We start from the raw sequence: 26,901 nt of genomic DNA, 5'->3' as shown, positions 1-26,901 counted from the left end.
TTATTGCTCCGAAGGAAAAGCTGGAAATGAGTGATGCCATTGCTGCTGGAACCGAAATGGTTGCAAATAAGTCATTTTTCCTGAAGTAACAACACCTGATACCATAAGGTATCCCTCGTCCGTTAAGACACTACTCAACGGCTCCTGACTTGATGGGTTTACCCTATATCTATATGGAGGACCAGCACTACTGAAACTTTCAAACCCTGTAAACTCATTCTGCGCATTTAAGACAACTAAAGTACTTTGGACACGATTATAAAACTTGAAACGTTGTACAAACGTTTCAATCGTCATAGATAGAACATCAACGTTGGGGTCAAGTTCATTTAATGAATCAACGTCAATCAACCAAGGTTTGTTAGATACAATTTGAGGAGTGAAATACGTTTCTTCTGGTCGAGAATTGCAAATCAGTTCTGAAGTCACTTCTCTGTTATAAAAGTTTCGACGTATACCATCTTCCGTTGATAGGAAAAATTCGCCCTGATCACTCTTATCACGGAGCCACACGACTGGGTGTTTATTAACTGAAAATCCTTTTACAACCTCCAACACGCAGCCTTGTTGCCAGTTTTGAGGAAGGGTGAACCTTAACCCGTATGCATCCGAAACGACTGGGTGTGCAGATTCAATCAAAAAAGGTTTTTCGTTCTTCGGGAGTTCGTTTTTATCGTTGGCCGATTCCAGAAATGATGGATTGTTTGTATCTTTCAAATAAGAAATAAGATCCACAAATTCGACTACCTGCGTGATGCTCTTAGCTGGGTCGGTATAGTCAATATAAAACTGTACTTTGTTGGGTTTCTGAGAAAATATCACTTCGAAGACAGAATAATCGTGATTCCAATCCTCACTAAAATCTAAAGAGTCAAACTGTTCGTTTGAGATTAAAGAACGTACTCGGTCCAATGAATTCACATAAGCATTTTTCGTGGTAGTTCCTATATCTACAATATACGGTTCAAGTCGGCTATCTTTGTTGTGTTTAGCCACTATCAAGTAGTGCTCAGACATATCTGGCAAAGGAAAAACTCGAACATTAATCCCCAGCACATTCAATACTCGATCCTGACCCGAAACCCACTCCACCTCCTCTTCTAGTCTTTGGTGGTGCGTAATGGATACTTCCCCTTCAAACGCATAAAAATCATCTAATTTCTTTTGGGAATCCCAACCTAAAGGCAAGGCAGAAAAGTCCATAGAAACAATTCCATCAGATTGCCAAGACCGCCACTCTTTGTCATAACCTTCTAACCAAAATTTTTGCTCGTCTTGCTGGCCGTTTTTGTCCAACGCATAAAGTTTATCCAAACTATAGCTGTAATAGTTACCACCTCCATCAACGACTGATGGATAAACCAACCTCAACCCATCTTTATCAAAATAAAAGGCCCCTTTGGCATTTTCCACCAAATCACCCGCCGGTTCTATGTGATCGACTTCATATTCGTCAAATTTAGGTTCCGACACGATATTCTGAGATGACTCCTGAAAAACACTATCTAAATAAGGGATGTCTTGTAGTGATAATCCTGAAACCGCTATTTGTGCATGTGTTAAAACATAAGTTGGGTTGTACAAATCAGGTAGATGAGCAGGTAACTTCGATGTCATTGATAAGCTCTGAATCCAACCATGTTGACGGTCAATGATGAGCTTAGCCGCAACACCTGTTTGTTTGTCTTCAGAAAGAGCCTCAATAGTTGCCGTTATCGCTTGTTCATCAATCTGTTCCACTTTTAATGTCGCTGGCTGTCCCCAAAAATCGTTTAACGATACGTGAGCCCCTACCTTCGCCGGTATACTTTCCGTTATCATGGGTACAAATTTCATGACATCCAACACTTGTACTCGATCTTCCTGCTCAGCGTCTTTCACCTTATTCCATAGATCTTTATTATTTGCTGAGTAAGTAGAAAGTTTCGTTGATGACCTATCCATTGACAAATTAAAGCCTTCTAACAGCAGCTGGCGAATATCTTTGTATCGATTCGAAACGTCATCACTCACACTATTGAAAGAGCCATCAATACCTTCGAGAGAAAAATATTCATACCGCTGCTCAAGACTTATAGCTTCTGGTTGAATCACGTTGACCTTAAACCGAGTTTGGTTGAATTGTTCAGATAAAACAGGATTTTCCTGTAAATCGCTGCCTTCATAGACCAGGTGCTTCGTTAACTCTATTTGATACGTTTTTTCATCGCCCAGTTTTGGTTTATATGTGACGAATTCATCTTTCACACATCCCGATAAAAAGATTAATGAACAAAAAAACACCGCGAATTTAATTCGATTTATCATCCAATGATTACCTTAATTGAGTGGCGAAACTAACCAATAATCTCTCATTGATTACGTGGCTTATTATTGGTTGTGCTATACGACAACCAAAGTTCGCACTAAGAAATTTATTCAATATTTTCAATCAATTAAGAATATTACAAAAAAAGGTCGTTAGTCGAGCAACTTTTATCCTAATCGGGCAAAACTTACTCGACTAACGACCATTAAAACTAAGAATTTAAGGTGGGAGGCAACTTAACTTGGAACCTTTTTACGCAACGCTAGGAGAGACGCGAATATCTTCGACTGAGCTTTCAGGTTCTTTCTGAATTTCAGGGATATGCCCTTCCCCAACTGCATTGAAATAGCATCCGCTCAGTTTAATCGCCACGAACATATCAGCCCTCAATACTAAGCCTCCGTCACCGACGGGAATACCACTTAACTCGCACCACTTACGCATACTCGGTTTGCGCCCAGCAACAACCAATCGGATACCTCGGCTTTTAAGAATTTTGTGTACATCAGCAAGCGTCGCCATAACGCTTAAATCGAAGTGGGTAAAACATGAAACTGCGTCGATGATGAAACACTTCTCGTCGGGGGCAGCGGCTTCTGAATGGTCCAGAACTCGACGCTTAAAGTAAGGCGAGTTGAAATAAGTGAGTGGAGAGTTGAAGCGATAGATCGTTAAACCCGGAATAGGAGAAGCTTTGTCTGAGCTATCTAAAGCTCGCACTGTCCCTTCTTTATCCAAACCCAGAAGTTCATCGGTTGGGCGCATGATCACTCGCAGGAACTGCACTAAACCTAACAACACAGCCATGGTAATTCCCGGAATAACACCAATCACCAATACACCAACGAAAGTAATCATCGCTAAGTAAAATGCATCTTTATTGCGAACCCTCATTTGCCAAATTCCCGATAAATCGACCAATGATGTGGCAGCAATGATTAACACGACACCCAACGCCGCAATTGGAATATAGCGTAAAGGCTCGTAAACGAAGATAGCAATAATTGCGACTAACAGCGCAGCAATGATTGAAACCATCTGACTTTTACCGCCGTTTGCATCATTCACTGCAGTACGAGAATCCGCTCCGCTGATTGCAAAGCCTTGAGAGAACGCAGAAGCCAAGTTCGCAAAACCCAATGCCTGAAACTCTTTGTCTGCATCGATTTCATAACCATTCTTGGCCGCAAAGCTACGAGCGGTAAGCATCATACTGACAAAGCTCACCATAGCTAAGTTCAGCGCTGGCATCACCAGCTCACGTAACGTTGTCACTTCTATATTTGGAACGTGGAGCGTTGGCAATCCACCTTGGATAGAACCAATAACTTTGACACCCTGTTCATCCAGTTGGAAAAACCACACCAATAAACTCGCAACACAAATTGAGATCATTGCAGCAGGAGAGCTAGGCTGAAACTTCTTGAAGCCAAAATAAATCACCGCAGTCACAACACTTATTGCAACTGTCTGCCAATGCACATCGAAGATAATCCAAGGCGTATCAATCACATTCTGTAGTAAGAATTCCTCTGAATTTTTAATCCCGATAAACTTCACCAACTGGCCAAAAATAATAGTCAATGCAACGCCATTTAATAAGCCAATTAATATTGGACGAGATAAGAAATCCGCCAAAATCCCCAGCTTGAATCGGCTAGCTAAGATACACCATCCCCCCGTCATCAACGTCATGACCGTCACCAATTCCATATGACGAATAGGATCACCACCAGCCAATGGTGTAACAACCGCAGCCACTACCGCACAAGTAGCGGCATCAGGACCAACTATCAATTGGCGTGAAGTACCAAACAACGCATAGACAATCATTGGAAGGATGCAGGAGTACAACCCCACAATAGCTGACACACCTGTTAACTGGGCATAGGCAATAGCCACAGGTAACGCAACTGCAACAACAGAGATAGCCGCACGGACATCATCCTTTAGCCACGAACGGTCATAATTTTTGAGCTGGTGCAACCCTGGCACCCATTGCTGAATTGATGCAGATTTCAACGATTTTACCTTCCAAGACGGCTAAAGCCGGTATGTTGTTTGAAGTAGTTCCCAAAAATGGGGCGTAAGGATAACCTAAGGCGAAAAATCTCTCTCTGCCAAACGCGTTACATAAGCGAAGATAAGCAGACTCTTTCAAGGCGATAAAAAAATTCTCACTTCAAAGTCAGAATATGGGAGAATAACGAGCTTCCGCACACCAGCTCAAAGTTGTAATAATGAAATTCAAAGCTGCTATTTTTGATATGGACGGACTATTGCTGAATACCGAGCAAGTCTGTTTAGAAATCTTCGAACAAGCCTGCTACGCAGTAGGCATACCTTTCCACCGAGAGATTTACCTTTCTGTAATTGGCAAAAACGCGGCGGGAATAGAACAAACCTTACGTGAAGGTTACGGCCCTGATTTAGATTACCCAGTACTGCATCAAGAATGGCGTAAGCGCTACGACGCAGTTGTGAAGCACCAAGCTATTCCTGTCAAAGAAGGGGTTGTTGAACTTCTGCAATGGCTGAAAGAAAACAATATTCCTACCGCAGTCGCCACTTCCACTCAACGCGACGTTGCCACCGTAAAACTGCGTTTGGCTGAGCTTGACCAGTATTTCGATACCTACGCTACAGGCTGTGAAGTGAAAAACGGTAAACCAGACCCAGAGATTTATCTTCTCGCTGCTGAGCGCTTGAATATCGCCCCTGAGCATTGCCTTGCCTTTGAAGATTCAAACAACGGAGTGAAATCTGCAATGGCTGCGAACATGATAACTTATCAAATCCCTGACTTAGTTAAACCTTGTGACGATGTACTGGCACTCGGTCCATACATTCGCAACTCAATGCACGATGTATTAAGCGAATTAAAAGCGGCAAGCTAAGTATTCATTTCTGTAGAAGTCAGAAAATAAAACCAATAGAGCGGCTAAGCCGTTCTGTTGGTGCTCTTCAATCATCTCTCAAGTCTATATTCAAGGATCAACACCCAAGGCTGTTGACTGTTACTGAATAAGACTCGCCAAGGCTACAGGCTTCTCCATATTCAACATAACAAGCGTCACCAGTATCGTTCGAACCTGCTGTTCCCAACACCCCAAAGCCGGCTCTACGATGAGTACATCCCCATTCCACACCATCTTCCCCGGCTTCATCGCCAATATGAAGCAAGCCTCCTTCTTCAAGACCTATCATATTAAAAATATCGATACGGCTTCCGCTCTCATTATTATATTGGTGAGATTCAAGGTAACCATTATACAAATTGATTTGTCCTAGATTCGTTTCAATCAAAACATTCCCAGACAGATCTCCGACATTGTCGATGATAGCTTTTGCATGAACCATTTCATTTAACGAGTGGATTCTACCTTGTGCACCCTGCAACACTTTTGCTTTAGCAGATGAACTTAACCCAAAGTATTTAGGGGCGGCTGTAACAGCTAATAATCCTAGAATAACAATAACGACGATAAGTTCTATTAAGGTAAAACCACTATGTTTTCTTCTTTTTTCAACCTCAGCCATGTGCTTTTATTTCATATCATTAGTAAGAGTTATTTAATGCTCAACGTTGTTGAAACTCATTAGATTTTTAGGCTTAGTCAACGCAGGCATAGGCAGATTGACACACTAGCATTCTTCACCGTCAGGTTAATGTGAAGCCATCAAAAATGAGTTTATTTCTGATAATTCTTACAAACATATCGATTACTAATTAATGAAAAGCTGCGAAGTGGACACTTCAGGTTTTTATTGTCGAACTTGGAAAATTGCGTTCATAATGAGTTCAGTAGGATATCCACCAAGGAGATGTAAGGTTATGTGGAAAAAGCTATTAAGTTTACTTTTAGGTGGCGCAATGGCGTTGCCAGCAGGTTCAGCTTTGGCATCACAGCGAGCCGATGCCGCATGGGCACTCATTGAAAGCGGCGCACTGGTTGTAGATGTTAGAACCCCAGAAGAATTCGCTCAAGGCCACCTCGATAACGCGATTAATATTCCACTCAACACGGTTGAAACTGGTTTTGCAGATATCGCCAAAGATCGTTCTATTGTCGTTTACTGCCGCAGTGGAAACCGTTCGGGCATGGCGATGCAATCGCTTGTCAAACAAGGCTTCATCAATGTTCACAACGGTGGTGGCTTATCAGAAATGCAAGATGCACAACTGAACCAAGCACCATTGAACTGATTATCTATCTAGAAAGCTGATTCACTGCAACGTCAAAGAAGACCATAATACCTCATGGAACATTGGTAATTTGTGTGTGCAGTGACAGCGACAAACTGAATACGCCGGCTGCTAAAAATTCATTTTGTGGGGCTGCGTTTGCTATGCATACATTGGTGAGTAATTTAAACCGAATAGACATTATTAGTACCACTTAGCATCTTTAGTCTTTCCGCACAGACTAACTAAATACTGCCTCTTTCTGAGCTTGCGCAACAAAACAGATAATAATTAATTTTTATAATTGCCCAACTACTATTGTAATGCGATAAACCCTTAATCATTCTTTAGATTCACTGTGAGTGAGCATCTAATGCAAGTCAAAATAAAACAAGATGAAAGAAGGCGAACATGCCTTCTTAATATCTGATGACTTACAGTAACATTTGTCTTGTAATGAAGGAGGAAGGATGAAAGTGGGCGTGATAGGTTTAGGTGGTATTTTTGAAGTTGCTTATTCTCCGGCACTTCAGCAGTTACAACCTTCTGATTTGACCTTATATGGGTTTGACCCTGATCCAGCGCGTAAATTCAAAGGCATGATTCACTGTGAGAGTTTGGAAGATCTGTTAGCACAGTCATTAGACACTGTGCTGATATTAACCCCACCTGAACTGCATTTAGACATGATCAAAACCTGTCTGTCTGAGTCTGATTGTCCCCGTATCATAGTGGAGAAGCCAGTCGTGACAAGTTTAGCGCAAGTGGCAGAGCTCAAGCTTGTACTCAATTACTCCAAACATGCTAAGCGTCTACTAGCATTAGATCATTGGATGTGCCGCGATGGAGTACAACGTCTTTTCACCTCTGGTGTAGCTAATAGTAAGAATTCGACGCTGAATTGGAGGCCATTGCAGCCTATTGATGACTCGATACAGCCGATAAATCTGGCTCAAATTACGAAAATCGAGGCTTTTTTACTGGAAAAAAATGGCTTTAACGACCAAGGTGAGCCCGTCGCACTTAATTTTAGCACTGGGGAAATCGATAGACGCCAGTTTCAGCACCCAGACGGCGTGATCTTGGACATCGGTACACACGTTCTCGCCATGATAAGGGAGTTGCTCGCAGGATTTGGTATGAAGGATGCACCACTTAGCCTACAAGTCGATTTGGCTGAAGATCGATTAAGCCAACCAATTGCTGTTGGTGATGTGACCACCGCGGAAGGTCATGCGAGCCTATCCGGATTTTGCGGTCCTATCCCAATTAGCTTAGAACTCAATAAGTATGCGGGACCTGTAGGTGGTCAAAAGGGCTTTAACCTTTATCTCGATGATGGACGCGTGATCAGTATGGATCGCAGTGGTGATGATGATGTCGTCATATTACTTAACCAGCAGCAAAATTTTCAGTGGCAACATAAAGGGACTTTGTATCTGCATTGTGTGAGAGATGTTGTTTTAAATCAGGATTTGGCTGGTGATTCGTTCAAGGCCATCACACAACGCAGAATTGAAGAAGTGGAAAGTCTCCTATTGTTGCAGCAGAGCTTGCGTGGTGTTCACTAGCTTTATCTATGTTGCCGATCCACCACCCCCCCCCTATTTTGCAACCGCAGTAAACTGTCCGATACCTTCCGACCAGCTCATTGGTTCCTTAAGAATATGGCAAGGTGTCTGAGTGCTTTGACACGCTTTCACCCCCATCACGCAGACCTCTTCCCAGGGTACAGCGCGGGTTTCTGTTTTTTTAAGGTCTTTATTCCAGCGTGAAAACAGCACTTCACGGCGCTGACGATGAAAACGGCAGGGAATAGTTTGGGAGAGCATGGCGCATAACAGGGCTAGTGTCCCATAAAGAGTAAGCCCAAAATCAAATTGCTGTTGCCATTCTCCGTTAATCAATACTTCTTTGTAAGAACCTATGTAAATACCGTAAAAACCATCAAAAGCAATATAGAACCAAACGAACGAGAAAAAACCGATTAAGAAATATATCTACATCATTTGGGTTTGCAAAATCATCCCGCCCGCCCAAATCAATATAGTGCTCGTTTTTTTTGATCAACTGATCGCACTGTTTGGCTTTAGGTAACAAGGTTTTTACTGGCAGAGGGCTGAGTACATGACTAGAACCAAATAACTTATCAGTTCGCTGTCCAGCCACAAATGGAAATAAAGACTTATTCATACTCTATCTATATTTTGCCAATAACATGCCCTAAGCCGTTTTCATTTCTTCTGATTGCATATATCGATCGCAAGCATCGCCAATCGATAAGATGGTATGCCCTTGAGCGTATTCATTACCGGCTAGCATATCGTTCACATGGTTAAGCTGCACACTCGGTTGTTGCCACTCACTTTCTGGTAGTGGTTTACTCCACTCTTCTACCTCAGTAAAGGCTTCGGTGCGTTGATTGAGTTTGCGCATTTCATAGTTCACTCGCCAAATGCCCAGCATGGTGCCGTTGATATACCACCAGAGTTTGGTCGCATTACTAAACTCTTCCCGTTTAATCTTGTGAGCCTGACAGTGCTGTTCAATAACACCGCCTAACGTCAGTGGGGCGGGTTCACCAATGGCGTCAGCGCCGTCTTCCATAAAGGTACGAATCATCTCCCATATAGAGGCAGCATGAAATTTATCTATCGCCCCTATCCGCAGAGCTGACCAGAAGTTACCGTAGTTTTCTTCATCATTAACCGCTATCACCAGCGAAGCGGAGGAAACGACACCACCGGTTGTGGCGGATACACCTTGGCCTACCATTACGCACACCTTTTCCCAAGGTACAGCGCGGGTTTCTATTTTTTTAAGGTCTTTATTCCAGCGTGAAAACAGCACTTCACGGCGCTGACGATGAAAACGGCAGGGAATCGTTTGAGAGAGCATAGCTCTGGCAGAAGCCGCGACTTTATAGTCAATAAACAGCATCGCACTCAAAGGTGTAAATGTTCCTAAAAGAGTACGCCAAAAATCAAATGTATCAAATTGTTGTTGCCATTCTCCGTTAATCAATACTTCTTTGTAAGAACCTATGTAAATACCGTAAAAACCATCAAAAGCAATATAGAACCAAACGAACGAGAAAAACCGATTAAGAAATATATCCACATCATTTGGGTTTGCAGAATCATCCCGCCCGCCCAAATCAATATAGTGTTCGTTTTTTTTGATCAACTGATCGCACTGTTTGGCTCTGGGTAACAGAGTTTTTACTGGCAGAGGGCTAAGCACATGGCTAGAGCCAATTAATTTATCGGTTCGCTGCCCGGCCACAAATGGAAATAAAGACTTATTCATGCTCTGCCTATGACTACAGCTTTAACGTTGTCAAATTACCACCTTTAGCATAATGCGCTTCTGCTTTGGCTCTTTGTCTTAACAGCTCTTCGCTTGGTTTCGCCCACTCATCTTCTGGAATATATTCATTCCACCGCTTCATCTTGCTGATAAATCGGGTGCTTGTATTGCTCATTAAGTCTTTTGATTTTGATAACCTCAAGCTCATGGAAGAGTGAGTGCAAATGATTTAACAACGCTTGTTTTTCTTTGAGAGTCGATGTGAATATCAATCCCTTGTATTGCATTTGACCTTTTTCAGGAATAGTAAAAGAAAGCACGTTATCGTTGATTAAATTAAAGACGACACTACGCTCATCGATAAACAGACAGCACTTATCAATGGTTGGTTGAAAGTTAGTCATTCCAAAAGACATTAGCGCAAAGGCTCCGGCTCCGACAAATGCCAACGGACCAAGGACAACAACAGCAATAATACACACCACAATTCCAACCCACGCAAAGCCGCGAGCAATTTTATAGGCCACCTCTGGGATCATATCTTGCTCTGTGTAGTGAATACCCAGTGCAGTTAAGTAATAGCAGCGATGTTTATCGGGAATAAATAAATATCTTGTTATCAAAACCCCCATTGTTGCCAAAACAAAACAAAACCAAAATCCGGCACTCCACATGGCGGTAATGCTAACCATCACTAAAAATATTGGTAAAAATAAGCCAATAAATAGAGCTAACAACCATCGAATAATTGGAGAATAATTCCCATCGGGACCAATGTGCTCCCAATAGTAGTTTGTTTTAGAAGTATAAAGTTGCTCTTTAAGGAAGTCTGTACTATTTTCACTATCCATTAATCTAATCTCACTTCCATAACACGAGTCGCGAATTCTTTTGGTGCAGGTGACACAAATAAGTCACCCTGACGGCTACCTGATGCCACATAACCTAACTGTTCTAGTTTCGATGCTTGCCAGTTAAAGGGCATAGTGACGAGTACAGCAATGGTATCCTCCGTAGTTCCTCCTAAATTAAGTCGATAGATGACAGAACCACCCTTTTCATTATCTTGGCTCCAAGTACCATTCTGCTCATTTAACATCACCGCTGGCTTTTCCTTAATAGTGCTGTAGCTATAGGCATTAGCTTTGGGTTTACGAGTAATTTGTAAGCCGACTGATTGACCGATTATGAAAGCTGGCAGCTCCAGCTCCAATTGCCATTGGTTAGTGCCAGAGTCCATCCATTGGGAAGGTTTTCGGTTAGGAACTGAGTTGAGTTGAACTTGAGGTTTATGAATAATTCGCTCTAAACGAGTTAACTCCTCTATGGCGTCCCAATTTTCCGGCTCCTTACCCCATGTAGATTGAAGCAACCATTTCTCAAGTTCGGAGCGTTAAATACATTAATGATGATAACGCCAATCAGATAAACAATACCCGTAACCATCAACGCGGTCAGCATCCAAGTGGCGACAATAGCTCCAATACTACCAGCACCTAACCGACTAAATAAATTTAATGTGAATTGAGCAACAAAAACTAATGCCTGTGATCCAGTGGACAGCCCTTTTAAGCCGTAGCCGAGTCGTTCCATTGGTGCATGACTCGAATCATTGAATTTATCGTAGCTTTCCCATGTTTCGAATCCTCCCATTTACATCTAAACCCCATAGAAGCCGCCAAAAGTACTATAGAACCAAGCGAATGAAAACAAACCGATTAGGAAAGCAATCCACATCATTTGGGTTTGCAGAATCATTCCACCCGCACCACCCAGATCAATATAGTGATCGTTTTTTTTAATTAGCTGATCACACTGTTTGGCTCTGGGTAACAGGGTTTTTATCGGCAGAGGGCTAAGCACATGGCTAGAACCAAATAATTTATCGGTCCGCTGTCCAGCCACAAATGGAAATAAAGACTTATTCATACTCTACCTAATATCATGCCCTAAGCGGTTTTCATTTCTTCTGATTGCATATATCGATCGCAAGCATCGCCAATCGATAGAATAGTATGTCCTTGAGCATATTCATTGCGTGCAAGCATGTCGTTCACATGATTAAGCTGCGCACTCGGCTGTTGCCATTCACTTTCTGGCAGTGGTTTACTCCACTCTTCTACCTCAGTAAAGGCTTCGGTGCGTTGATTGAGTTTGCGCATTTCATAGTTCACTCGCCAAATGCCCAGCATGGTGCCGTTGATATACCACCAGAGTTTGGTCGCATTACTAAACTCTTCCCGTTTAATCTTGTGAGCCTGACAGTGCTGTTCAATAACACCGCCTAACGTCAGTGGGGCGGGCTCACCAATGGCGTCAGCGCCTTGTTCCATAAAGGTACGAATCATCTCCCATATGGAGGCAGCATGAAATTTGTCAATAGCCCCTATCCGCAGAGCTGACCAGAAGTTACCGTAGTTTTCTTCATCATTAACCGCTATCACCAGCGAAGCGGAGGAAACGACACCACCGGTTGTGGCGGATACACCTTGGCCTACCATTACGCACACCTTTTCCCAAGGTACAGCGCGGGTTTCTATTTTTTTAAGCTCTTTATTCCAGCGTGAAAACAGCACTTCACGGCGCTGACGATGAAAACGGCAGGGAATCGTTTGAGAGAGCATAGCTCTGGCAGAAGCCGCGACTTTATAGTCAATAAACAGCATCGCACTCAAAGGTGTAAATGTTACCATAACAGAAAAGCAAAAATCATAGGTAGAAAATTGTTTTTGCCATTCTCCATTTATAAAAACTTCTTTATACGCTCTCATGTACATACCACTAAAGCCATCAAAAGCAATATAGAACCAAACGAACGAGAAAAAACCGATTAAGAAATATATCCACATCATTTGAGTTTGCAAAATCATCCCACCCGCGCCACCCAAATCAATATAGTGTTCGTTTTTTTTAATTAACTGATCACACTGTTTAGCTCTGGGTAACAGAGTTTTTACTGGCAGAGGGCTAAGCACATGACTAGAGCCAAATAACTTATCAGTTCGCTGCCCTGCCACAAATGGAAATAAAGACTTATTCATGCTTTGCCTATGACTACAGTTTTAACGTTGTCAAATTACCACCTTTCGCATAATGCGCTTCTGCTTTGGCTCTCTGTTTTAACAGCTCTTCGCTTGGTTTCGCCCACTCGTCTTCAGGAATATATTCATTCCACGGCTTCATCTTGCTGATAAACAGGGTGCTTGTATTGCTCATTAAGTCTTTTGATTTTGACGACCTCAATGTTGGGGAAAATCGACCGTAAGTGAGTAAGTAACTCTTCTTTTTGCTCAAGTGATGTAAAAATATCGCCTGAGTAGGCATGCGCATCTTTCTCAGGAACCGCAAATGAAACAACACCATCATCCATTAGATTAAAAACGACAGTGCACTCATCAATAAGCACACAGTACTTATCCACAGTTGGCTGAAAATTGGTCATTCCAAAGGACATTAACGCAAAGGCTCCGGCACCGACTAGTGCCAACGGGCCAAGTAAGAAGACGGCAATAATACATACCACAATGCCACCCCAAGCAAAGCCGCGAACAATTTTATAGGCCACCTCTGGGATCATATCTTGCTCTATGTAGTGAATACCCATTGAGGTTAGGTGATAACAGCGATGTTTATCCGGGGAAAAAAGGTATCTTGAAAGCAAAATCATCATAATCATGAAAGCCAAAAGTCCCCAAAAAGCAATTGAGTCCACTGTTAGCTCATCGAGAACAAACCAAAAAAAAACAAATAATGAACAACCCACAAACATCGGTATCAACCAATTCACTAGACTCTCGTGTTTTAAACCAGAACCTTTAGACTCCCAAGAGTATGCTATCTCAGTGTTATAAAGTTTCTCCTTAAGAGACTCTACGCTTTGATTATTATTCATTAGTCGATTCTCACTTCAATAATACGAGTCGCAAATTCTTTCGGTGCAGGCTCGATGGTTAGGTCGCCTTGGCTGTTGCCTGACGCCACATAGCCAAGTCGCTGCTCCTCATCCGCTTGCCAGTTAAACGGCATGCTGACAAGGACGGTGATGGTATCATCCGTGGTTCCGCCCAAATCTAATCGATAGATAATAGGACTACCTTCCTCTTTAGCTGGGCTCCATGTGCCGTTCTGCTCATTAATCATAAGTGCTGGCTTAGCCTCAGTAGGACCATAGCTATAAGATTTATCTTTAGGCTTACGAGTAATTTGTAGGCCGATAGTTGTCCCTTCAATAAATGCAGGGAGCGTTAATTCCAATTGCCATTGGTTAGTGCCAGAGTCCGGTTTTCGGTTAGGAACTGAGTTGAGTTGAATTTGAGGTTTATGAATAATTTGCTCTAAGAGCGTTAATTCCTCAATAGGCTTCCATTGCTTCGATTCTCTACCCCATGTGGATTGAAGCAGCCATTTCTCAAGTTCGGAGCGTTTGAAGACATTAATGATGATAACGCCAATCAAATTAACAATACCCGTAACCATCAATGCGGTCAGCATCCAAGTGGCGACAATAGCTCCAATACTACCAGCACCTAACCGACTAAATAAATTTAATGTGAATTGAGCAACAAAAACTAATGCCTGTGATCCAGTGGACAGCCCTTTTAAGCCGTAGCCGAGTCGTTCCATTGGTGTATGACTCGAATCATTGAATTTATCGTAGCTTTCCCATGTTTCGAATCCTCCCATTTACATCTAAACTCCATAGAAGCCGCCAAAAGTACTATAGAACCAAGCGAATGAAAACAAACCGATTAGGAAAGCAATCCACATCATTTGGGTTTGCAGAATCATTCCACCCGCACCACCCAGATCAATATAGTGATCGTTTTTTTTAATTAGCTGATCACACTGTTTGGCTCTGAGAAACAGGGTTTTTATCGGCAGAGGGCTAAGCACATGGCTAGAGCCGAATAATTTGTCGGTTCGCTGCCCGGCCACAAATGGAAATAAAGACTTATTCATACTCTGTCTATGACTACAGTTTTAACGTTGTCAAATTACCACCTTTAGCATAATGTGCTTCTGCTTTGGCTCTTTGTCTTAACAGCTCTTTGCTTGGTTTCGCCCACTCGTCTTCAGGAATATATTCATTCCACTACTTCATCTTGCTGATAAATCGGGTGCTTGTATTGCTCATTAAGTCTTTTGATTTTGATAACCTCAAGCTCATGGAAGAGTGAGTGCAAATGATTTAACAACGCTTGTTTTTCTTTGAGAGTCGATGTGAATATCAATCCCTTGTATTGCATTTGACCTTTTTCAGGAATGGTAAAAGAAAGCACGTTATCGTTGATTAAATTAAAAACGACACAACGCTCATCGATAAACAGACAGCACTTATCAATGGTTGGTTGAAAATTAGTCACCCCAAAGGACATTAACGCAAAGGCTCCGGCCCCGACAAATGCCAGTGGGCCAAGTACAACAACAGCAATAATACATACCACAATCCCAACCCACGCAAAGCCGCGAGCAATTTTATAGGCCACCTCTGGGATCATATCTTGCTCTGTGTAATGGATACCCATTGAAGTTAAGTGGTAGCAGCGATGTTTATCTGGCATAAATAAGTACCTTGTTATCAAAATCCCCATAGATGCCAAAATGAAACAAAACCAAAACCCTGAACTCCATATTGGTATATCTCCAACAATCATTAAAAATATTGGTAGAAATAGGCCGATGAATAGAGCAAGAAGCCATCGAATAAGTGGGGAATAATTCCCATCAGAACCAATATGCTCCCAATAATAGTTTGTTTTAGAAGTATAAAGTTGCTCTTTAAGGAAGTCTGTACTATTTTCACTATCCATTAATCTAATCTCACTTCCATAACACGAGTCGCGAATTCTTTTGGTGCAGGTGACACAAATAAGTCACCCTGACGGCTACCTGATGCCACATAACCTAACTGTTCTAGTTTCGATGCTTGCCAGTTAAAAGATAGATTCACTAAGCAATATCTACATCAATAGAATTCCGCTATTTTTCAACCAATTAACAATAACAAACGCTCACCTAGAGCAAAAACATGCCCACACCAAGCCAATAACAGCCTAGATAGACGTTACTAAAGACAAGCTGTTTGGCTTGGGGATTTTTTATTCTGCTATATCTAATTCAAAGCTTCAGTGTCGTTAACTTGCCACCTTTTGCATAATGCGCTTCTGCTTTGGCTCTTTGTCTTAACAGCTCTTCGCTTGGTTTCGCCCACTCGTCTTCTGGAATCGCGGCTGACCACGCTTTAATTTCATCAGGAAATTTTGCCATCGATATTTTGCTGTCCCACTCTGATACTAAGTAAGGCAACTTCCAGCAGCTTAATAAATTAAACACATAATACCCAAGCATACCCAAGTAAGACTGCGTATAATTGTGCATGCAATAACGTACCCAATACCTGTCACCGTTAAGAAAGCGCTGCTTAATTTGTTTGTGCTTCTCTTCAAATGTTTTACGATTTTCTTCTTTCTCCATTTGCGGCCAGTATTCCGGCGGCTCTTCCATATAACAACGCAGCACCTCCCAGCATCTTTGTCCATCTTCCATTAGGGCGACAGGCATTTGAAACCTCCAATAGTCTTCACCTTCCGCATCCGGTAAAGCAAAGCCAAAAGTGTAATTAGCGACAACGGTATTACCGGTATACCCCTGATAAACCGAGACCCAGCACACAACCTCTTCCCAAGGCACAATTATCGGCGTGTTACTGTTCTCTTCGAAATAGCACACTTCACGGCGTTGACGATTAAAGCGGATTGGTTTTGTTCGAGCCTTTTTAAGTGATGACTGAATAATGACAAACCACCCAATGGCTAGAAGCATAACGATAGGGAAAAAAACAATTAAGCTATCCTGTATTGCATCAATAAAAGCCGCGATAAAACCACTGTACCTTTCTTTCGTAACATAGGAGCCGGCTAATAAGATTGATAAAGACACACAAAACACAGCTACCGGAGGAGACATCGCTACCTGTACTTGAAAAGCCTTACCAGCACTGGATTGACCAATGTCCATATAAACATCATTTATCTTAAGCACTTGATTTGATCTACCTAAGCCCCCTGGAACCATTTTGGTTGAAGGGATAGGTTTAGGTGAAAAAAACAACGCTTCGCCTAACGGGAATTTCCTAATTTCTCCTGCTAAGGGACGCTGTTCAGATAAATCAAATTCTGATTCTAAGGTTTTCTCATTCGACAAGTTATTCACCTATTATTAATTGATTTGATGTTAAAGGTAATAGGTTATCAGGAGACATTTGTCTCACTTTGAACATAGCCACTCATTGCTGATTAATGGCTTCGTTCCAGGGATTGTTATGATAAGAGATTTACCTTTATCTAACTGTTCAACTGAAATTACGTGACTACATGAACTAAGATTGATACTAAAAACAACGTTGGCTAGTAAGAATAAATCCCCAAGCTGTTTGACTTGGGGATTTTCTATTATTAACACTACATCTGATGCAATAACAGACATTAGGCAACCTCAGCAAAGATGTTTAGTTTTGGCCCAGAGTCGGGCTGGCTCTTTTGCTGTTCGGCTATTTTTTCCAACGTGCGCTTGTACTCCTCATCACTCATATCACGCCAATAACGAGGATTACGGCCCATTTTTTATCGTGCTCGGCGGTTAATGGATCGCGCTCTCGGGCTGGCTCTAATACCAAGATATCTGGCAGAGGCTGGCTGGTATCCATATAGCGCTGAATCATATTCCACAGGCGGTAATACTCGGCGACCAATTCATTAGAACCAACCAAATTGCCAATCGGCACCCCTACCGAATAATCATGGTAACGATGCACTAGCATTAGGTTATAGTTCAAATGCCCTTGCGGGCTAGGGGCTGACATCAACACACAGTCAAACTCAATAAATGGGTGAGAAAAGCGCACTTTATTGCCTTTTTTAAATAGCGTCACCATCCCCGTTTGGCGGTTTAAACTGTACACACGTTTACTTGTTAAAAAGGGTGCAAGGAAAAGGTGCCCGGCACTGACCAATTTAAAATGAGCGTAAATTAATAGACAGGGAAGCGCGGCATACAGAGTGACAGCACCAAGATCTCCAATCCATAACCTCCCCCCATATTGTCCTATAAGAGCAAAAGCAGTCAGCATAAGGTAAAGAAGTGGCAAAATAATGGTCAAGCATACTTTTGCCATACCAATAACAAAAAAGTAGAACTGAGACCAGTTAGACAAAGCCTCGCTTTCCAAACCTTTTTCATCCCAAAACAGATTGTCTTGGTTGTAGTTGCTCATTGCTGAAGGTTTGGTTTCTTTCGCCAATGAAAGCGCTATGGTGCTATTGGCTTGAGTAAAAGGAAATACCTGCCCTTTGGTTAATAGCCTACGTAGAAAGCCTTGTGGCTCTTTGGGTTGCTGAAGCGTTAACTGCTGTGAATTATATGCCATAACGTTTATGTCTCTTCTCCTTCCTTGGGCGCAAAGATATTCAACCTTGGCCCAGAGTCGGGTTGGCTTTTCTGTTGTTCGGCTATTTTTTTCAGCGTGCGCTTGTATTCTTCGTCGCTCATATCACGCCAGTACCTTGAGTTACGCCCCGTTTTTTTATCGTGCTCTGCGGTTAATGGATCGCGCTCTCGGGCTGGCTCTAATACCAAGATATCTGGCAGAGGCTGGCTGGTATCCATATAGCGCTGAATCATATTCCACAGGCGGTAATACTCGGCGACCAATTCATTAGAACCAACCAAATTGCCAATCGGCACGCCTACCGAATAATCATGGTAACGATGCACTAGCATTAGGTTATAGTTCAAATGCCCTTGCGGGCTAGGGGCTGACATCAACACACAGTCAAACTCAATAAATGGGTGAGTAAAACGCTCTTTATTGCCTTTTTTAAACAACGTCACCATTCCTGTTTGGCGGTTTAAACTGTATACACGCTTACTTTTTAAAAAGGGTGCAAGGAAAAGATGCCCGGCACTGACCAATTTAAAATGGCAATAAATCAATAGGCAGGGAAGTGTGGCATAGAGTGTAAGTCCATAAAACTCCCAAGATCGATCATCCCACCCTCCATCACCAAATAATAAACCTACTGTCGATAGCCCATAAAAAATTGGCAAAATAATGATCAATAAAACTTTTGCCATACCAACAACAAAAAAGTAGAACTGAGACCAGTTAGACAAAGCCTCGCTTTCCAAACCTTTTTCATCCCAAAACAGATTATCTTGGTTGTAGTTGCTCATTGCTGAAGGTTTGGTTTCTTTCGCCAATGATAGCGCAATGGTGCTATTGGCTTGAGTAAAAGGAAACACCTGTCCTTTGGTTAACAGCCTACGCAGCAAGCCTTGTGGATCTTTAGGTTGCTGAAGGGTTAACTGTTGTGAATTGTATGCCATAACGTTTATGTCTCTTCTCCTTCCTTGGGCGCAAAGATATTCAACCTTGGTCCAGAGTCGGGTTGGCTTTTCTGCTGCTCGACTATTTTTTTTAGCGTGCGCTTGTACTCTTCATCGCTCATATCACGCCAGTACCTTGGGTTGCGCCCCGTTTTTTTATCGTGCTCGGCGGTTAATGGATCGCGCTCTCGGGCGGGTTCTAGTACCAAGATATCTGGCAGAGGCTGGCTGATATCCATATAGCGCTGAATCATATTCCACAGGCGGTAATATTCAGCGACCAGCTCATTGCTGCCCACTAGATTACCGATGGGTACACCTACCGAATAATCATGGTAACGATGCACTAGCATTAGGTTATAGTTCAAATGCCCTTGCGGGCTAGGGGCTGACATCAACACACAGTCAAACTCAATGAACGGGTGAGTAAAGCGCACTTTATTGCCTTTCTTAAACAGCGTCACCATCCCCGTTTGGCGGTTTAAGCTGTACACGCGCTTACTTTTTAAAAAGGGCGCAAGGAAAAGATGCCCAGCACTGACTAATTTAAAATGGGCATAAATTACCAAACAAGGAAAAGCACCGTAAAAAGTTAAAGCATAAAAGGTATTAGACCTAACAGCCCATCCCCCTTGACCAATGACTAACCCTATCAGTAGTAAAAAATAAGCAAGAGGCAAACCAAGAAATAGGACCATTTTTGCCATACCAACAACAAAAAAGTAGAACTGAGACCAGTTAGACAAAGCCTCGCTATTTAAACGTTCTTCATTCCAATAAGAAGACTTATCTCCCTTTTTTTCTCTAATATAAGAAGGTGTAATTTCACCAGCTAAAGAGAGCGCTATGGTGCTATTGGCTTGGGTAAAAGGAAATACCTGCCCTTTGGTTAACAGGCGGCGCAAAAAGCCTTGTGGCTCTTTGGGTTGCTGAAGCGTTAACTGCTGTGAATTGTATGCCATAACGTTTATGTCTCTTATCCTTCCTTGGGCGCAAAGATATTAAACCTTGGCCCAGAGTCGGGTTGGCTTTTCTGTTGCTCGGCTATTTTTTCCAGCGTGCGCTTGTATTCTTCATCACTCATATCACGCCAATACCTTGGGTTACGGCCGGTTTTTTTGTCGTGCTCTGCGGTTAATGGATCGCGCTCTCGGGCTGGCTCTAATACCAAGATATCTGGCAGAGGCTGGCTGGTATCCATATAGCGCTGAATCATATTCCACAGGCGGTAATACTCGGCGACCAATTCATTAGAACCAACCAAATTGCCTATCGGCACCCCTACCGAATACTCATGGTAACGATGCACTAGCATTAGGTTATAGTTCAAATGCCCTTGCGGGCTGGGGGCTGACATCAGCACACAGTCAAACTCAATAAACGGGTGCGTAAAGCGCTCTTTATTGCCTTTTTTAAACAGCGTCACCATCCCCGTTTGGCGGTTTAAGCTGTATACACGTTTACTTTTAAAAAAGGGGGCAAGGAAAAGATGCCCGGCACTGACTAATTTAAAATGGGCATAAATCAATAAACAGGGAAGCGTGGCATAAAGAGTAACCGCACCAAATTCTCCCCCCCACACATCCCAACCTTGTTTCCCAAATACAAAGCCAAAAAGCAAAAGCAAATAAGAAAGTGGCAAGAAGAAAAATAACGCCACTTTTGCCATACCAACAACAAAAAAGTAGAACTGAGACCAGTTAGACAAAGCCTCGCTTTCCAAACCTTTTTCATCCCAAAACAGATTATCTTGGTTGTAGTTGCTCATTGCTGAAGGTTTGGTTTCTTTCGCCAATGAAAGCGCTATGGTGCTATTGGCTTGAGTAAAAGGAAATACCTGCCCTTTGGTTAATAGCCTACGTAGAAAGCCTTGTGGCTCTTTGGGTGACTGTAAAGTAAACTGCTGTGAATTGTATGCCATAACGTTTATGTCTCTTCTCCTTCCTTGGGCGCAAAGATATTCAACCTTGGCCCAGAGTCGGGTTGGCTTTTCTGTTGCTCGGCTATTTTTTCCAGCGTGCGCTTGTATTCTTCATCACTCATATCACGCCAATACCTTGGGTTGCGCCCCGTTTTTTTATCGTGCTCGGCGGTTAATGGATCGCGCTCTCGAGCTGGCTCTAATACCAAAATATCAGGCAGGGGCTGGCTGGTATCCATATAGCGCTGAATCATATTCCACAGGCGGTAATACTCGGCGACCAATTCATTAGAACCAACCAAATTGCCAATCGGCACGCCTACCGAATAATCATGGTAACGATGTACTAGCATTAGGTTATAGTTCAAATGCCCTTGTGGGCTAGGGGCTGACATCAGCACACAGTCAAACTCAATAAATGGGTGAGTAAAACGCGCTTTATTGCCTTTTTTAAACAGCGTCACCATTCCCGTTTGGCGGTTTAAGCTGTATACACGCTTACTTTTTAAAAAGGGTGCAAGGAAAAGATGCCCGGCACTGACTAATTTAAAATGGCAATAAATCAATAGGCAGGGAAGTGTGGCATACAAAGTTAGACCATAAAAAAAATCCGCACCATCAGCCCATTTCCCCTCTCCAAATAATAAGGCAATAAAAAATAACCCATAATAAAGAGGTAAGAAAAAAAATAACGCCACCTTTGCCATACCAACAACAAAAAAGTAGAACTGAGACCAGTTAGACAAAGCCTCACTATTTAAACGTTCTTCATTCCAATAAGAAGACTTATCTCCCTTTTTTTCTCTAATGTAAGAAGGTGTAATTTCCCCAGCTAAAGATAGCGCAATAGTATTATTCGCTTTAGTGAACGGAAATACCTGTCCTTTGGTTAACAGCCTACGCAGCAAGCCTTGTGGCTCTTTGGGTTGCTGAAGCGTTAACTGTTGTGAATTGTATGCCATAACGTTTATGTCTCTTATCCTTCCTTGGGCGCAAAGATATTCAACCTTGGCCCAGAGTCGGGTTGGCTTTTCTGTTGCTCGGCTATTTTTTCCAGCGTGCGCTTGTACTCCTCATCACTCATATCACGCCAATACCTTGGGTTACGGCCCGTTTTTTTATCGTGCTCTGCGGTTAATGGATCGCGCTCTCGGGCGGGCTCTAATACCAAAATATCTGGCAGCGGCTGGCTGATATCCATATAGCGCTGAATCATATTCCACAGGCGGTAATATTCAGCGACCAGCTCATTGCTGCCCACTAGATTACCGATGGGTACACCTACCGAATAATCATGGTAACGATGCACTAGCATTAGGTTATAGTTCAAATGCCCTTGCGGGCTGGGGGCTGACATCAGCACACAGTCAAACTCAATAAACGGGTGCGTAAAGCGCTCTTTATTGCCTTTTTTAAATAGCGTCACCATCCCTGTTTGGCGGTTTAAGCTGTATACACGCTTACTTTTTAAAAAAGGTGCAAGGAAAAGCCGCCCAGCACTGACCAATTTAAAATGGCAATAAATCAATAGGCAGGGAAGTGTGGCATACAAAGTTAGACCATAAAAAAAATCCGCACCATCAGTCCATTTCCCCTCTCCAAATAATAAGGCAATAAAAAATAACCCATAATAAAGAGGTAAGAAAAAAAATAACGCCACCTTTGCCATACCAACAACAAAAAAGTAGAACTGAGACCAGTTAGACAAAGCTTCGCTTTCTAAAGAGTTTTCATCCCAGTAAGAAAGTTTGTCCTCTTTCTCTGTTTCTTTTATATATGATGGTGTAATTTCCCCAGCTAAAGATAGCGCAATAGTATTATTCGCTTTAGTGAACGGAAAAACCTGTCCTTTGGTTAACAGGCGGCGCAGAAAGCCTTGCGGCTCTCTGGGTTGCTGTAAAGTAAACTGCTGTGAATTGAATGCCATTATTGTCTACCTAGCGGTTAAGTAATTAGTGTGTATTTATTAGTTGCTGTATTTTGGGATACGGCGTATTAAGCGGGTACAATGTTTCTAGCCCAGCCGAAATCATCGTTGTCAGAAGCACAAGGGGGCTGGGTTGTGAGCCCGCGCTATCTTCGAGAGCTAACGTTGGAAAATGCGCTTGCACTACTTGCAGCAGGGTTCTTAACACAAATACTGGCTGGTAGTAGTATTTGTGTACTTTACTCATTAGTAGGCACTCCCTTGGTCATGACTTACCTGATCAATAACCTGAAGGTTATTGTTTTATATACATAATTACTTCCCCGTCTTCGGTTCTAACGGTTCATTGCGGTAATCTTTACCCGCAATAATGTCGTAGTGAATAACGGTGTCATCACCAAATTGAGAGAAGTCAAAGTAGAGGGTTTCCGCATTATAGTTCGGTACTTTAGAGATTTTTTTTTCATTCACAAAAAGATAGCAGCCTATAGAGCCAGACCAAACATTGCCTAACCCTTTAAATATATAAGCATCACAACTTTTGGACTCTATTTTTGAACTCAAAGATATCGCTTTATCATCGTAATCATTGCCTGCTTGATAAATACGTAATTGAGCGAACCCTACCTTATCAAAGGCATTATAAGCTTCAACGGTAATTCTACTGAGTTTCATTGCGCAACCAGAAGACTGATAATTTTGATAGGGGATACGCAATTCATACTGGGTTGGTACCTCTGAAAAATTGTGTTTGATCTCAAAGACACCTTTACCACCTTGGCGTTTTTTCCCATCAGAGGCACTCAAAAAAAATGATTGGCAATCCTCACCACCACCATAAAAAGTGGCGTACGCTTTTATACTGGCGTCTTCCGGCTTAAGGCCTTGGATGCGAATATAATGGTCATATTTTGAACTACCAATAGGAGGCTTATTATCGCTATACCATTTAACAAGAGGGCTCACAGCAAATATCACAATCAAAAAGAAGGCGATAACACCACCAACCAGGCCAAGCAAAACTTTAACAACAGTGTTCATTTTAACTGTTCCTTAATTGGTTCTTTTTCTGAATAAAGCAGCCATTTTATTTCCTTGTTTGCGGGTCTAATGGTTCACTACGATAATTATCCCCCTCAAAAATATCGTAATGAATTACGGTGTAGTCACTAAATTGAGAAAAATCGAAATAAATATTTTCAGCGTATGTTTCAGATTGGCTTGATATTTGTTTACCATTCACAACATAGATACAACCAATAATCCTCTTCCAAATATCTTTAGACCATTGATATAATTTACCATCACAACCTTTAGCTTCAATTTTTGCATTTACATCAAGTGATCTGTTGTAATACTCCCCTCCCGCTTTATTAATACGTAAATTCGCAAAACCCGCCGTGTCAAAGGCGTTAGTGAGCTCAACCTCCATATCTGATAAGGTCGTAATGCAGTTTTTTCCTGGCTCTTTGGGCTGATAAGGCCCCCTTAATTCGTAATGTGTTTCATCGTCTGAAAAATCATGCTCAAATTTAAAACTCTGGTTATAAATGCCTTTCTTAACCTCACCGCTGCCTGCATTCCATGACCAGCCCGAACAAGATTCACCACGGCCAAAATAGTTCACACGAACACTAATTATCGCATCGACTGGTTTCTTTCCGGCAATTACCATATAGGGCTCACCATTCGCCCCCCAGATTTTTTCAGAAGGATGACTAAAATAATAAACCGACATTCCAACCACAATCGCTATCAGAACAAAAGGTGTTATGCGTATAAATGCTCTCATGACGACAATTTCCGCCGCACCATTTTATTTCCCAGTTTGTGGATCTAACGGTTCACTGCGATAATTCTCTCCCGCTAAAATATCGTAGTGAATAACAGTGTCATCATCAAATTGTGAGAAGTCGAAGTAGACCGTATAAGCATTAAATACGGCAAGATCTGATTTTTTATTTTTTATTTTTTATTTTTTATTTTTTATTTTTTATTTTTTCATTAGTAAAAAAACTACAAGCTAAACCTGAAGACCATTCATTTATATCTTCGTAATATCGAGCTCGACAATTTCTTGCTTCTATTTTTGAGTTTAATAATATAGGCTTATCGTAGTCCATTACAGGCTGATAAATACGTAATTTAGCAAACCCCACCATATCAAAGGCGTTAGTGAGCTCAACCTCCATATCTGATAAAGTCGTAATGCAGTTTTTTTCTGGCTCTTTGGGCTGATAAGGCACCCTCAATTCGTAACGCGATTCATCATCAGAGAAGTTATGCTCAAATTTAAAACTCTGGTTATAAATTCCTTTCTTAACCTCACCGCTGCCTGCATTCCATGACCAGCCCGAACAAGATTCACCACGGCCAAAATAGTTCACGCGAACACTAATTATCGCATCGACCGGTTTCTTTCCGGCAATCACCATATAGGGCTCACCATTCGCCCCCCAGATTTTTTCAGATGGATGGCTCCAATAGTAAACCGACATTCCAACCGCAATCGCTATCAGAGCAAAAGGTGTTATGCGTATAAATGCTCTCATGACGACAACTCCCACCGCACCATTTTATTTCCCAATTTGTGGATCTAACGGTTCACTGCGATAATTCTCTCCCGATAAAATATCGTAGTGAATAACGGTGTCATCACCAAATTGAGAGAAGTCAAAGTAGACGGTTTCTGCGTTATAATTCGGTTCTTTAGATATTTTTTTTTCGTTGACAAAAAGATAGCATCCTAATCCTCCTGAAAATGTATTGTCTTTCCATTTGTGTATAAATGCATCACAATCTTTTGCTGTAACTTTAGAGTTGATTGCAATAGGTTTATTGTCATAATCATCACCAGCCTGATAAATGCGCAATTGTGCAAATCCTACCGAATCAAATCGGTTGTAAGCTTGAACTGTAATATCCCCTAGCGTCACATCACAATCAAGCGAATCTCGATATCCTTGATAAGGAATACGAAGTTCATACTGTTTCGGATCCGTGGAAAAATTATGGGTAATATGCCATTTTACATCCGCTCCTGATGACCAACCATTACTAGCACTGAATGTTTTGGCTTTGCAATCTTGACCACTCGAACCAAAAATAACCCAAGCATCAATGGTGGCATCGGCCGGTTTTTTCCCTTTAATCGCAATGTAAGGTTCATCAGAGCTATCTCCCCAAACTTTGGGTTGATTATATTGATACAACTCATGACCAACAAAGAGTAAGCCAGCTGCAAGCATCCATTTTTTCTTGGTCATTTTCATTGTATTTGATCCTTAATTTCTTTAGGTAACGATTGATTTGCTAACAACAATAGACTGAACGGCAAACGCTCTGGGTTATTCATAATGTTGGTGAGCTCTTGTGCTACTCGCAGATAGTTATTAGCTATCTGCTCACTAATCGCAATTTCTTGTTTAATTAAGGTCTTTCTCGCTTCATTCACTGGCGAATAAGGCAGCCCTAGTGCTTCAGCCCAAGCATTTTTTGCCGCCAAATAACGGCGATGTTGCTCTTGAGTTTTATTAGTTAAATAATGAATCGCTTGTTGATAGTTTTGATATAAGCTTTCTTTGTTTAAGGCTTGCAGCTGATTAAATAAATTCGGCACATAGCTAGTCATATAGCCTAGGCAGCATCGGCCCCAAATAGTTGGGGCGATAAAACGGAAAGAAGATGAGCTCACCGAGCAAAATAGCCTGAAAGAGACTACTGAAATGCGCGCGAACGTGATCGAGCTCGGCGGCAGATGCGGCAATCAACATGCCACTCTGAGCGTGCTGCTCTTGTGCCCACCATTGCAAAAACTCGCGATTGGCAGGCAACAGCCAGGGGCCGTCTTCAGGATTAGTCAGTTG

At 42.1% G+C, this 26,901-nt stretch carries 34 protein-coding genes; 4 read left to right on the top strand and 30 right to left on the bottom strand.

Translation table 11 applies throughout. The features are described from left to right. Together ACRQQK_RS00985 and ACRQQK_RS00980 are read right to left on the bottom strand one after the other, a co-directional pair. On the bottom strand, window positions 1–2,307 hold the full coding sequence (locus tag ACRQQK_RS00985; protein WP_457509526.1) for a hypothetical protein: 2,307 nt from the start codon (window positions 2,305–2,307) through the stop codon (window positions 1–3). Window positions 2,308–2,560: 253 nt separating this feature from the next. Then, window positions 2,561–4,330, bottom strand: a complete 1,770-nt coding sequence (locus ACRQQK_RS00980) for a SulP family inorganic anion transporter (RefSeq protein ID WP_457509524.1) — start codon at window positions 4,328–4,330, stop codon at window positions 2,561–2,563. Between the two features lie 218 nt (window positions 4,331–4,548). Here ACRQQK_RS00980 and ACRQQK_RS00975 point away from each other — a divergent pair, with 218 nt between their 5' ends. Next, a complete protein-coding gene (locus ACRQQK_RS00975) occupies window positions 4,549–5,205 on the top strand; it encodes an HAD family hydrolase (protein WP_457509522.1) in 657 nt (218 codons plus the stop codon). Window positions 5,206–5,302: 97 nt separating this feature from the next. On the opposite strand, the gene ACRQQK_RS00970 is transcribed toward ACRQQK_RS00975, so the two are convergent. Beyond that, window positions 5,303–5,848: a type II secretion system protein gene (locus ACRQQK_RS00970; RefSeq protein ID WP_457509520.1), complete on the bottom strand. Its 546-nt coding sequence runs from the start codon at window positions 5,846–5,848 to the stop codon at window positions 5,303–5,305. 295 nt (window positions 5,849–6,143) lie between these two features. On the opposite strand from ACRQQK_RS00970, the gene ACRQQK_RS00965 reads away from it, so the two are divergent. Continuing rightward, a complete protein-coding gene (locus ACRQQK_RS00965) occupies window positions 6,144–6,515 on the top strand; it encodes a rhodanese-like domain-containing protein (RefSeq protein WP_457509518.1) in 372 nt (123 codons plus the stop codon). A 449-nt stretch (window positions 6,516–6,964) separates the two neighbouring features. Further along, window positions 6,965–8,065: a Gfo/Idh/MocA family protein gene (locus ACRQQK_RS00960; RefSeq protein WP_457509516.1), complete on the top strand. Its 1,101-nt coding sequence runs from the start codon at window positions 6,965–6,967 to the stop codon at window positions 8,063–8,065. Window positions 8,066–8,098: 33 nt separating this feature from the next. On the opposite strand, the gene ACRQQK_RS00955 is transcribed toward ACRQQK_RS00960, so the two are convergent. From ACRQQK_RS00955 to ACRQQK_RS00855, 21 genes are all read right to left on the bottom strand, one after another. Beyond that, window positions 8,099–8,326, bottom strand: coding sequence for a hypothetical protein (locus ACRQQK_RS00955; protein WP_457509514.1), 228 nt, complete (start codon window positions 8,324–8,326; stop codon window positions 8,099–8,101). 115 nt (window positions 8,327–8,441) lie between these two features. Next, the gene (locus tag ACRQQK_RS00950; protein WP_457509512.1) at window positions 8,442–8,687 is read right to left on the bottom strand and encodes a hypothetical protein; all 246 of its coding nucleotides are present in this window, start codon (window positions 8,685–8,687) and stop codon (window positions 8,442–8,444) included. Window positions 8,688–8,717: 30 nt separating this feature from the next. Next, complete coding sequence (locus ACRQQK_RS00945; RefSeq protein WP_457509510.1) at window positions 8,718–9,803, bottom strand: hypothetical protein; 1,086 nt, start codon at window positions 9,801–9,803, stop codon at window positions 8,718–8,720. Between the two features lie 125 nt (window positions 9,804–9,928). Further along, complete coding sequence (locus tag ACRQQK_RS00940) at window positions 9,929–10,654, bottom strand: hypothetical protein (RefSeq protein WP_457509509.1); 726 nt, start codon at window positions 10,652–10,654, stop codon at window positions 9,929–9,931. Then, on the bottom strand, window positions 10,654–11,175 hold the full coding sequence (locus tag ACRQQK_RS00935) for a hypothetical protein (RefSeq protein WP_457509507.1): 522 nt from the start codon (window positions 11,173–11,175) through the stop codon (window positions 10,654–10,656). Before ACRQQK_RS00935 ends, ACRQQK_RS00940 begins: the two co-directional genes overlap by 1 nt. Beyond that, the gene (locus tag ACRQQK_RS00930; RefSeq protein WP_457509505.1) at window positions 11,127–11,456 is read right to left on the bottom strand and encodes a hypothetical protein; all 330 of its coding nucleotides are present in this window, start codon (window positions 11,454–11,456) and stop codon (window positions 11,127–11,129) included. Before ACRQQK_RS00930 ends, ACRQQK_RS00935 begins: the two co-directional genes overlap by 49 nt. Before the next feature lie 6 nt (window positions 11,457–11,462). Further along, window positions 11,463–11,732, bottom strand: a complete 270-nt coding sequence (locus ACRQQK_RS00925; protein WP_457509503.1) for a hypothetical protein — start codon at window positions 11,730–11,732, stop codon at window positions 11,463–11,465. 20 nt (window positions 11,733–11,752) lie between these two features. Continuing rightward, window positions 11,753–12,844: a hypothetical protein gene (locus ACRQQK_RS00920; RefSeq protein ID WP_457509502.1), complete on the bottom strand. Its 1,092-nt coding sequence runs from the start codon at window positions 12,842–12,844 to the stop codon at window positions 11,753–11,755. Between the two features lie 13 nt (window positions 12,845–12,857). Then, entirely contained in the window at window positions 12,858–12,986 is a 129-nt protein-coding gene (locus ACRQQK_RS00915) for a hypothetical protein (RefSeq protein WP_457509500.1), read from the bottom strand. Next, on the bottom strand, window positions 12,970–13,695 hold the full coding sequence (locus tag ACRQQK_RS00910) for a hypothetical protein (RefSeq protein ID WP_457509498.1): 726 nt from the start codon (window positions 13,693–13,695) through the stop codon (window positions 12,970–12,972). Before ACRQQK_RS00910 ends, ACRQQK_RS00915 begins: the two co-directional genes overlap by 17 nt. Next, entirely contained in the window at window positions 13,695–14,486 is a 792-nt protein-coding gene (locus ACRQQK_RS00905) for a hypothetical protein (RefSeq protein ID WP_457509496.1), read from the bottom strand. Before ACRQQK_RS00905 ends, ACRQQK_RS00910 begins: the two co-directional genes overlap by 1 nt. Before the next feature lie 6 nt (window positions 14,487–14,492). After that, on the bottom strand, window positions 14,493–14,762 hold the full coding sequence (locus tag ACRQQK_RS00900) for a hypothetical protein (protein ID WP_457509494.1): 270 nt from the start codon (window positions 14,760–14,762) through the stop codon (window positions 14,493–14,495). Between the two features lie 125 nt (window positions 14,763–14,887). After that, on the bottom strand, window positions 14,888–15,613 hold the full coding sequence (locus tag ACRQQK_RS00895; protein ID WP_457509492.1) for a hypothetical protein: 726 nt from the start codon (window positions 15,611–15,613) through the stop codon (window positions 14,888–14,890). After that, complete coding sequence (locus ACRQQK_RS00890) at window positions 15,613–15,753, bottom strand: hypothetical protein (RefSeq protein WP_457509490.1); 141 nt, start codon at window positions 15,751–15,753, stop codon at window positions 15,613–15,615. Before ACRQQK_RS00890 ends, ACRQQK_RS00895 begins: the two co-directional genes overlap by 1 nt. 167 nt (window positions 15,754–15,920) lie before the next feature. Next, the gene (locus tag ACRQQK_RS00885) at window positions 15,921–17,006 is read right to left on the bottom strand and encodes a DUF6708 domain-containing protein (protein ID WP_457509488.1); all 1,086 of its coding nucleotides are present in this window, start codon (window positions 17,004–17,006) and stop codon (window positions 15,921–15,923) included. A 382-nt stretch (window positions 17,007–17,388) separates the two neighbouring features. Continuing rightward, complete coding sequence (locus ACRQQK_RS00880; RefSeq protein ID WP_457509486.1) at window positions 17,389–18,228, bottom strand: hypothetical protein; 840 nt, start codon at window positions 18,226–18,228, stop codon at window positions 17,389–17,391. A 5-nt stretch (window positions 18,229–18,233) separates the two neighbouring features. Further along, on the bottom strand, window positions 18,234–19,187 hold the full coding sequence (locus tag ACRQQK_RS00875) for a hypothetical protein (protein WP_457509484.1): 954 nt from the start codon (window positions 19,185–19,187) through the stop codon (window positions 18,234–18,236). A gap of 5 nt (window positions 19,188–19,192) precedes the next feature. Next, window positions 19,193–20,149: a hypothetical protein gene (locus ACRQQK_RS00870; protein ID WP_457509482.1), complete on the bottom strand. Its 957-nt coding sequence runs from the start codon at window positions 20,147–20,149 to the stop codon at window positions 19,193–19,195. A gap of 14 nt (window positions 20,150–20,163) precedes the next feature. Continuing rightward, window positions 20,164–21,108 (bottom strand): hypothetical protein, encoded by a 945-nt coding sequence (locus tag ACRQQK_RS00865; RefSeq protein ID WP_457509480.1) that lies wholly within the window; start codon window positions 21,106–21,108, stop codon window positions 20,164–20,166. A 5-nt stretch (window positions 21,109–21,113) separates the two neighbouring features. Then, a complete protein-coding gene (locus ACRQQK_RS00860) occupies window positions 21,114–22,070 on the bottom strand; it encodes a hypothetical protein (RefSeq protein ID WP_457509478.1) in 957 nt (318 codons plus the stop codon). Between the two features lie 14 nt (window positions 22,071–22,084). Beyond that, window positions 22,085–23,035 (bottom strand): hypothetical protein, encoded by a 951-nt coding sequence (locus tag ACRQQK_RS00855; RefSeq protein ID WP_457509476.1) that lies wholly within the window; start codon window positions 23,033–23,035, stop codon window positions 22,085–22,087. Between the two features lie 81 nt (window positions 23,036–23,116). On the opposite strand from ACRQQK_RS00855, the gene ACRQQK_RS00850 reads away from it, so the two are divergent. Further along, window positions 23,117–23,350 (top strand): hypothetical protein, encoded by a 234-nt coding sequence (locus tag ACRQQK_RS00850; protein WP_457509474.1) that lies wholly within the window; start codon window positions 23,117–23,119, stop codon window positions 23,348–23,350. Here ACRQQK_RS00850 and ACRQQK_RS00845 read toward each other — a convergent pair whose 3' ends face one another. The 6 genes from ACRQQK_RS00845 to ACRQQK_RS00820 all read right to left on the bottom strand — a co-directional run. Then, window positions 23,351–24,076: a hypothetical protein gene (locus ACRQQK_RS00845; protein WP_457509472.1), complete on the bottom strand. Its 726-nt coding sequence runs from the start codon at window positions 24,074–24,076 to the stop codon at window positions 23,351–23,353. 46 nt (window positions 24,077–24,122) lie between these two features. Further along, a complete protein-coding gene (locus ACRQQK_RS00840) occupies window positions 24,123–24,827 on the bottom strand; it encodes a hypothetical protein (RefSeq protein WP_457509470.1) in 705 nt (234 codons plus the stop codon). A 187-nt stretch (window positions 24,828–25,014) separates the two neighbouring features. After that, the gene (locus ACRQQK_RS00835) at window positions 25,015–25,587 is read right to left on the bottom strand and encodes a hypothetical protein (protein ID WP_457509468.1); all 573 of its coding nucleotides are present in this window, start codon (window positions 25,585–25,587) and stop codon (window positions 25,015–25,017) included. A 24-nt stretch (window positions 25,588–25,611) separates the two neighbouring features. After that, complete coding sequence (locus ACRQQK_RS00830; RefSeq protein ID WP_457509466.1) at window positions 25,612–26,307, bottom strand: hypothetical protein; 696 nt, start codon at window positions 26,305–26,307, stop codon at window positions 25,612–25,614. Next, window positions 26,304–26,654 (bottom strand): hypothetical protein, encoded by a 351-nt coding sequence (locus tag ACRQQK_RS00825; RefSeq protein ID WP_457509465.1) that lies wholly within the window; start codon window positions 26,652–26,654, stop codon window positions 26,304–26,306. Before ACRQQK_RS00825 ends, ACRQQK_RS00830 begins: the two co-directional genes overlap by 4 nt. A gap of 4 nt (window positions 26,655–26,658) precedes the next feature. Then, on the bottom strand, window positions 26,659–26,901 hold a 243-nt coding region (locus tag ACRQQK_RS00820), incomplete at its 5' end, for a DUF4123 domain-containing protein (protein ID WP_457509463.1).

The organism is Vibrio sp. C8, assembly GCF_054051265.1.
This window is presented reverse-complemented; position numbering and strand designations above follow the sequence as displayed.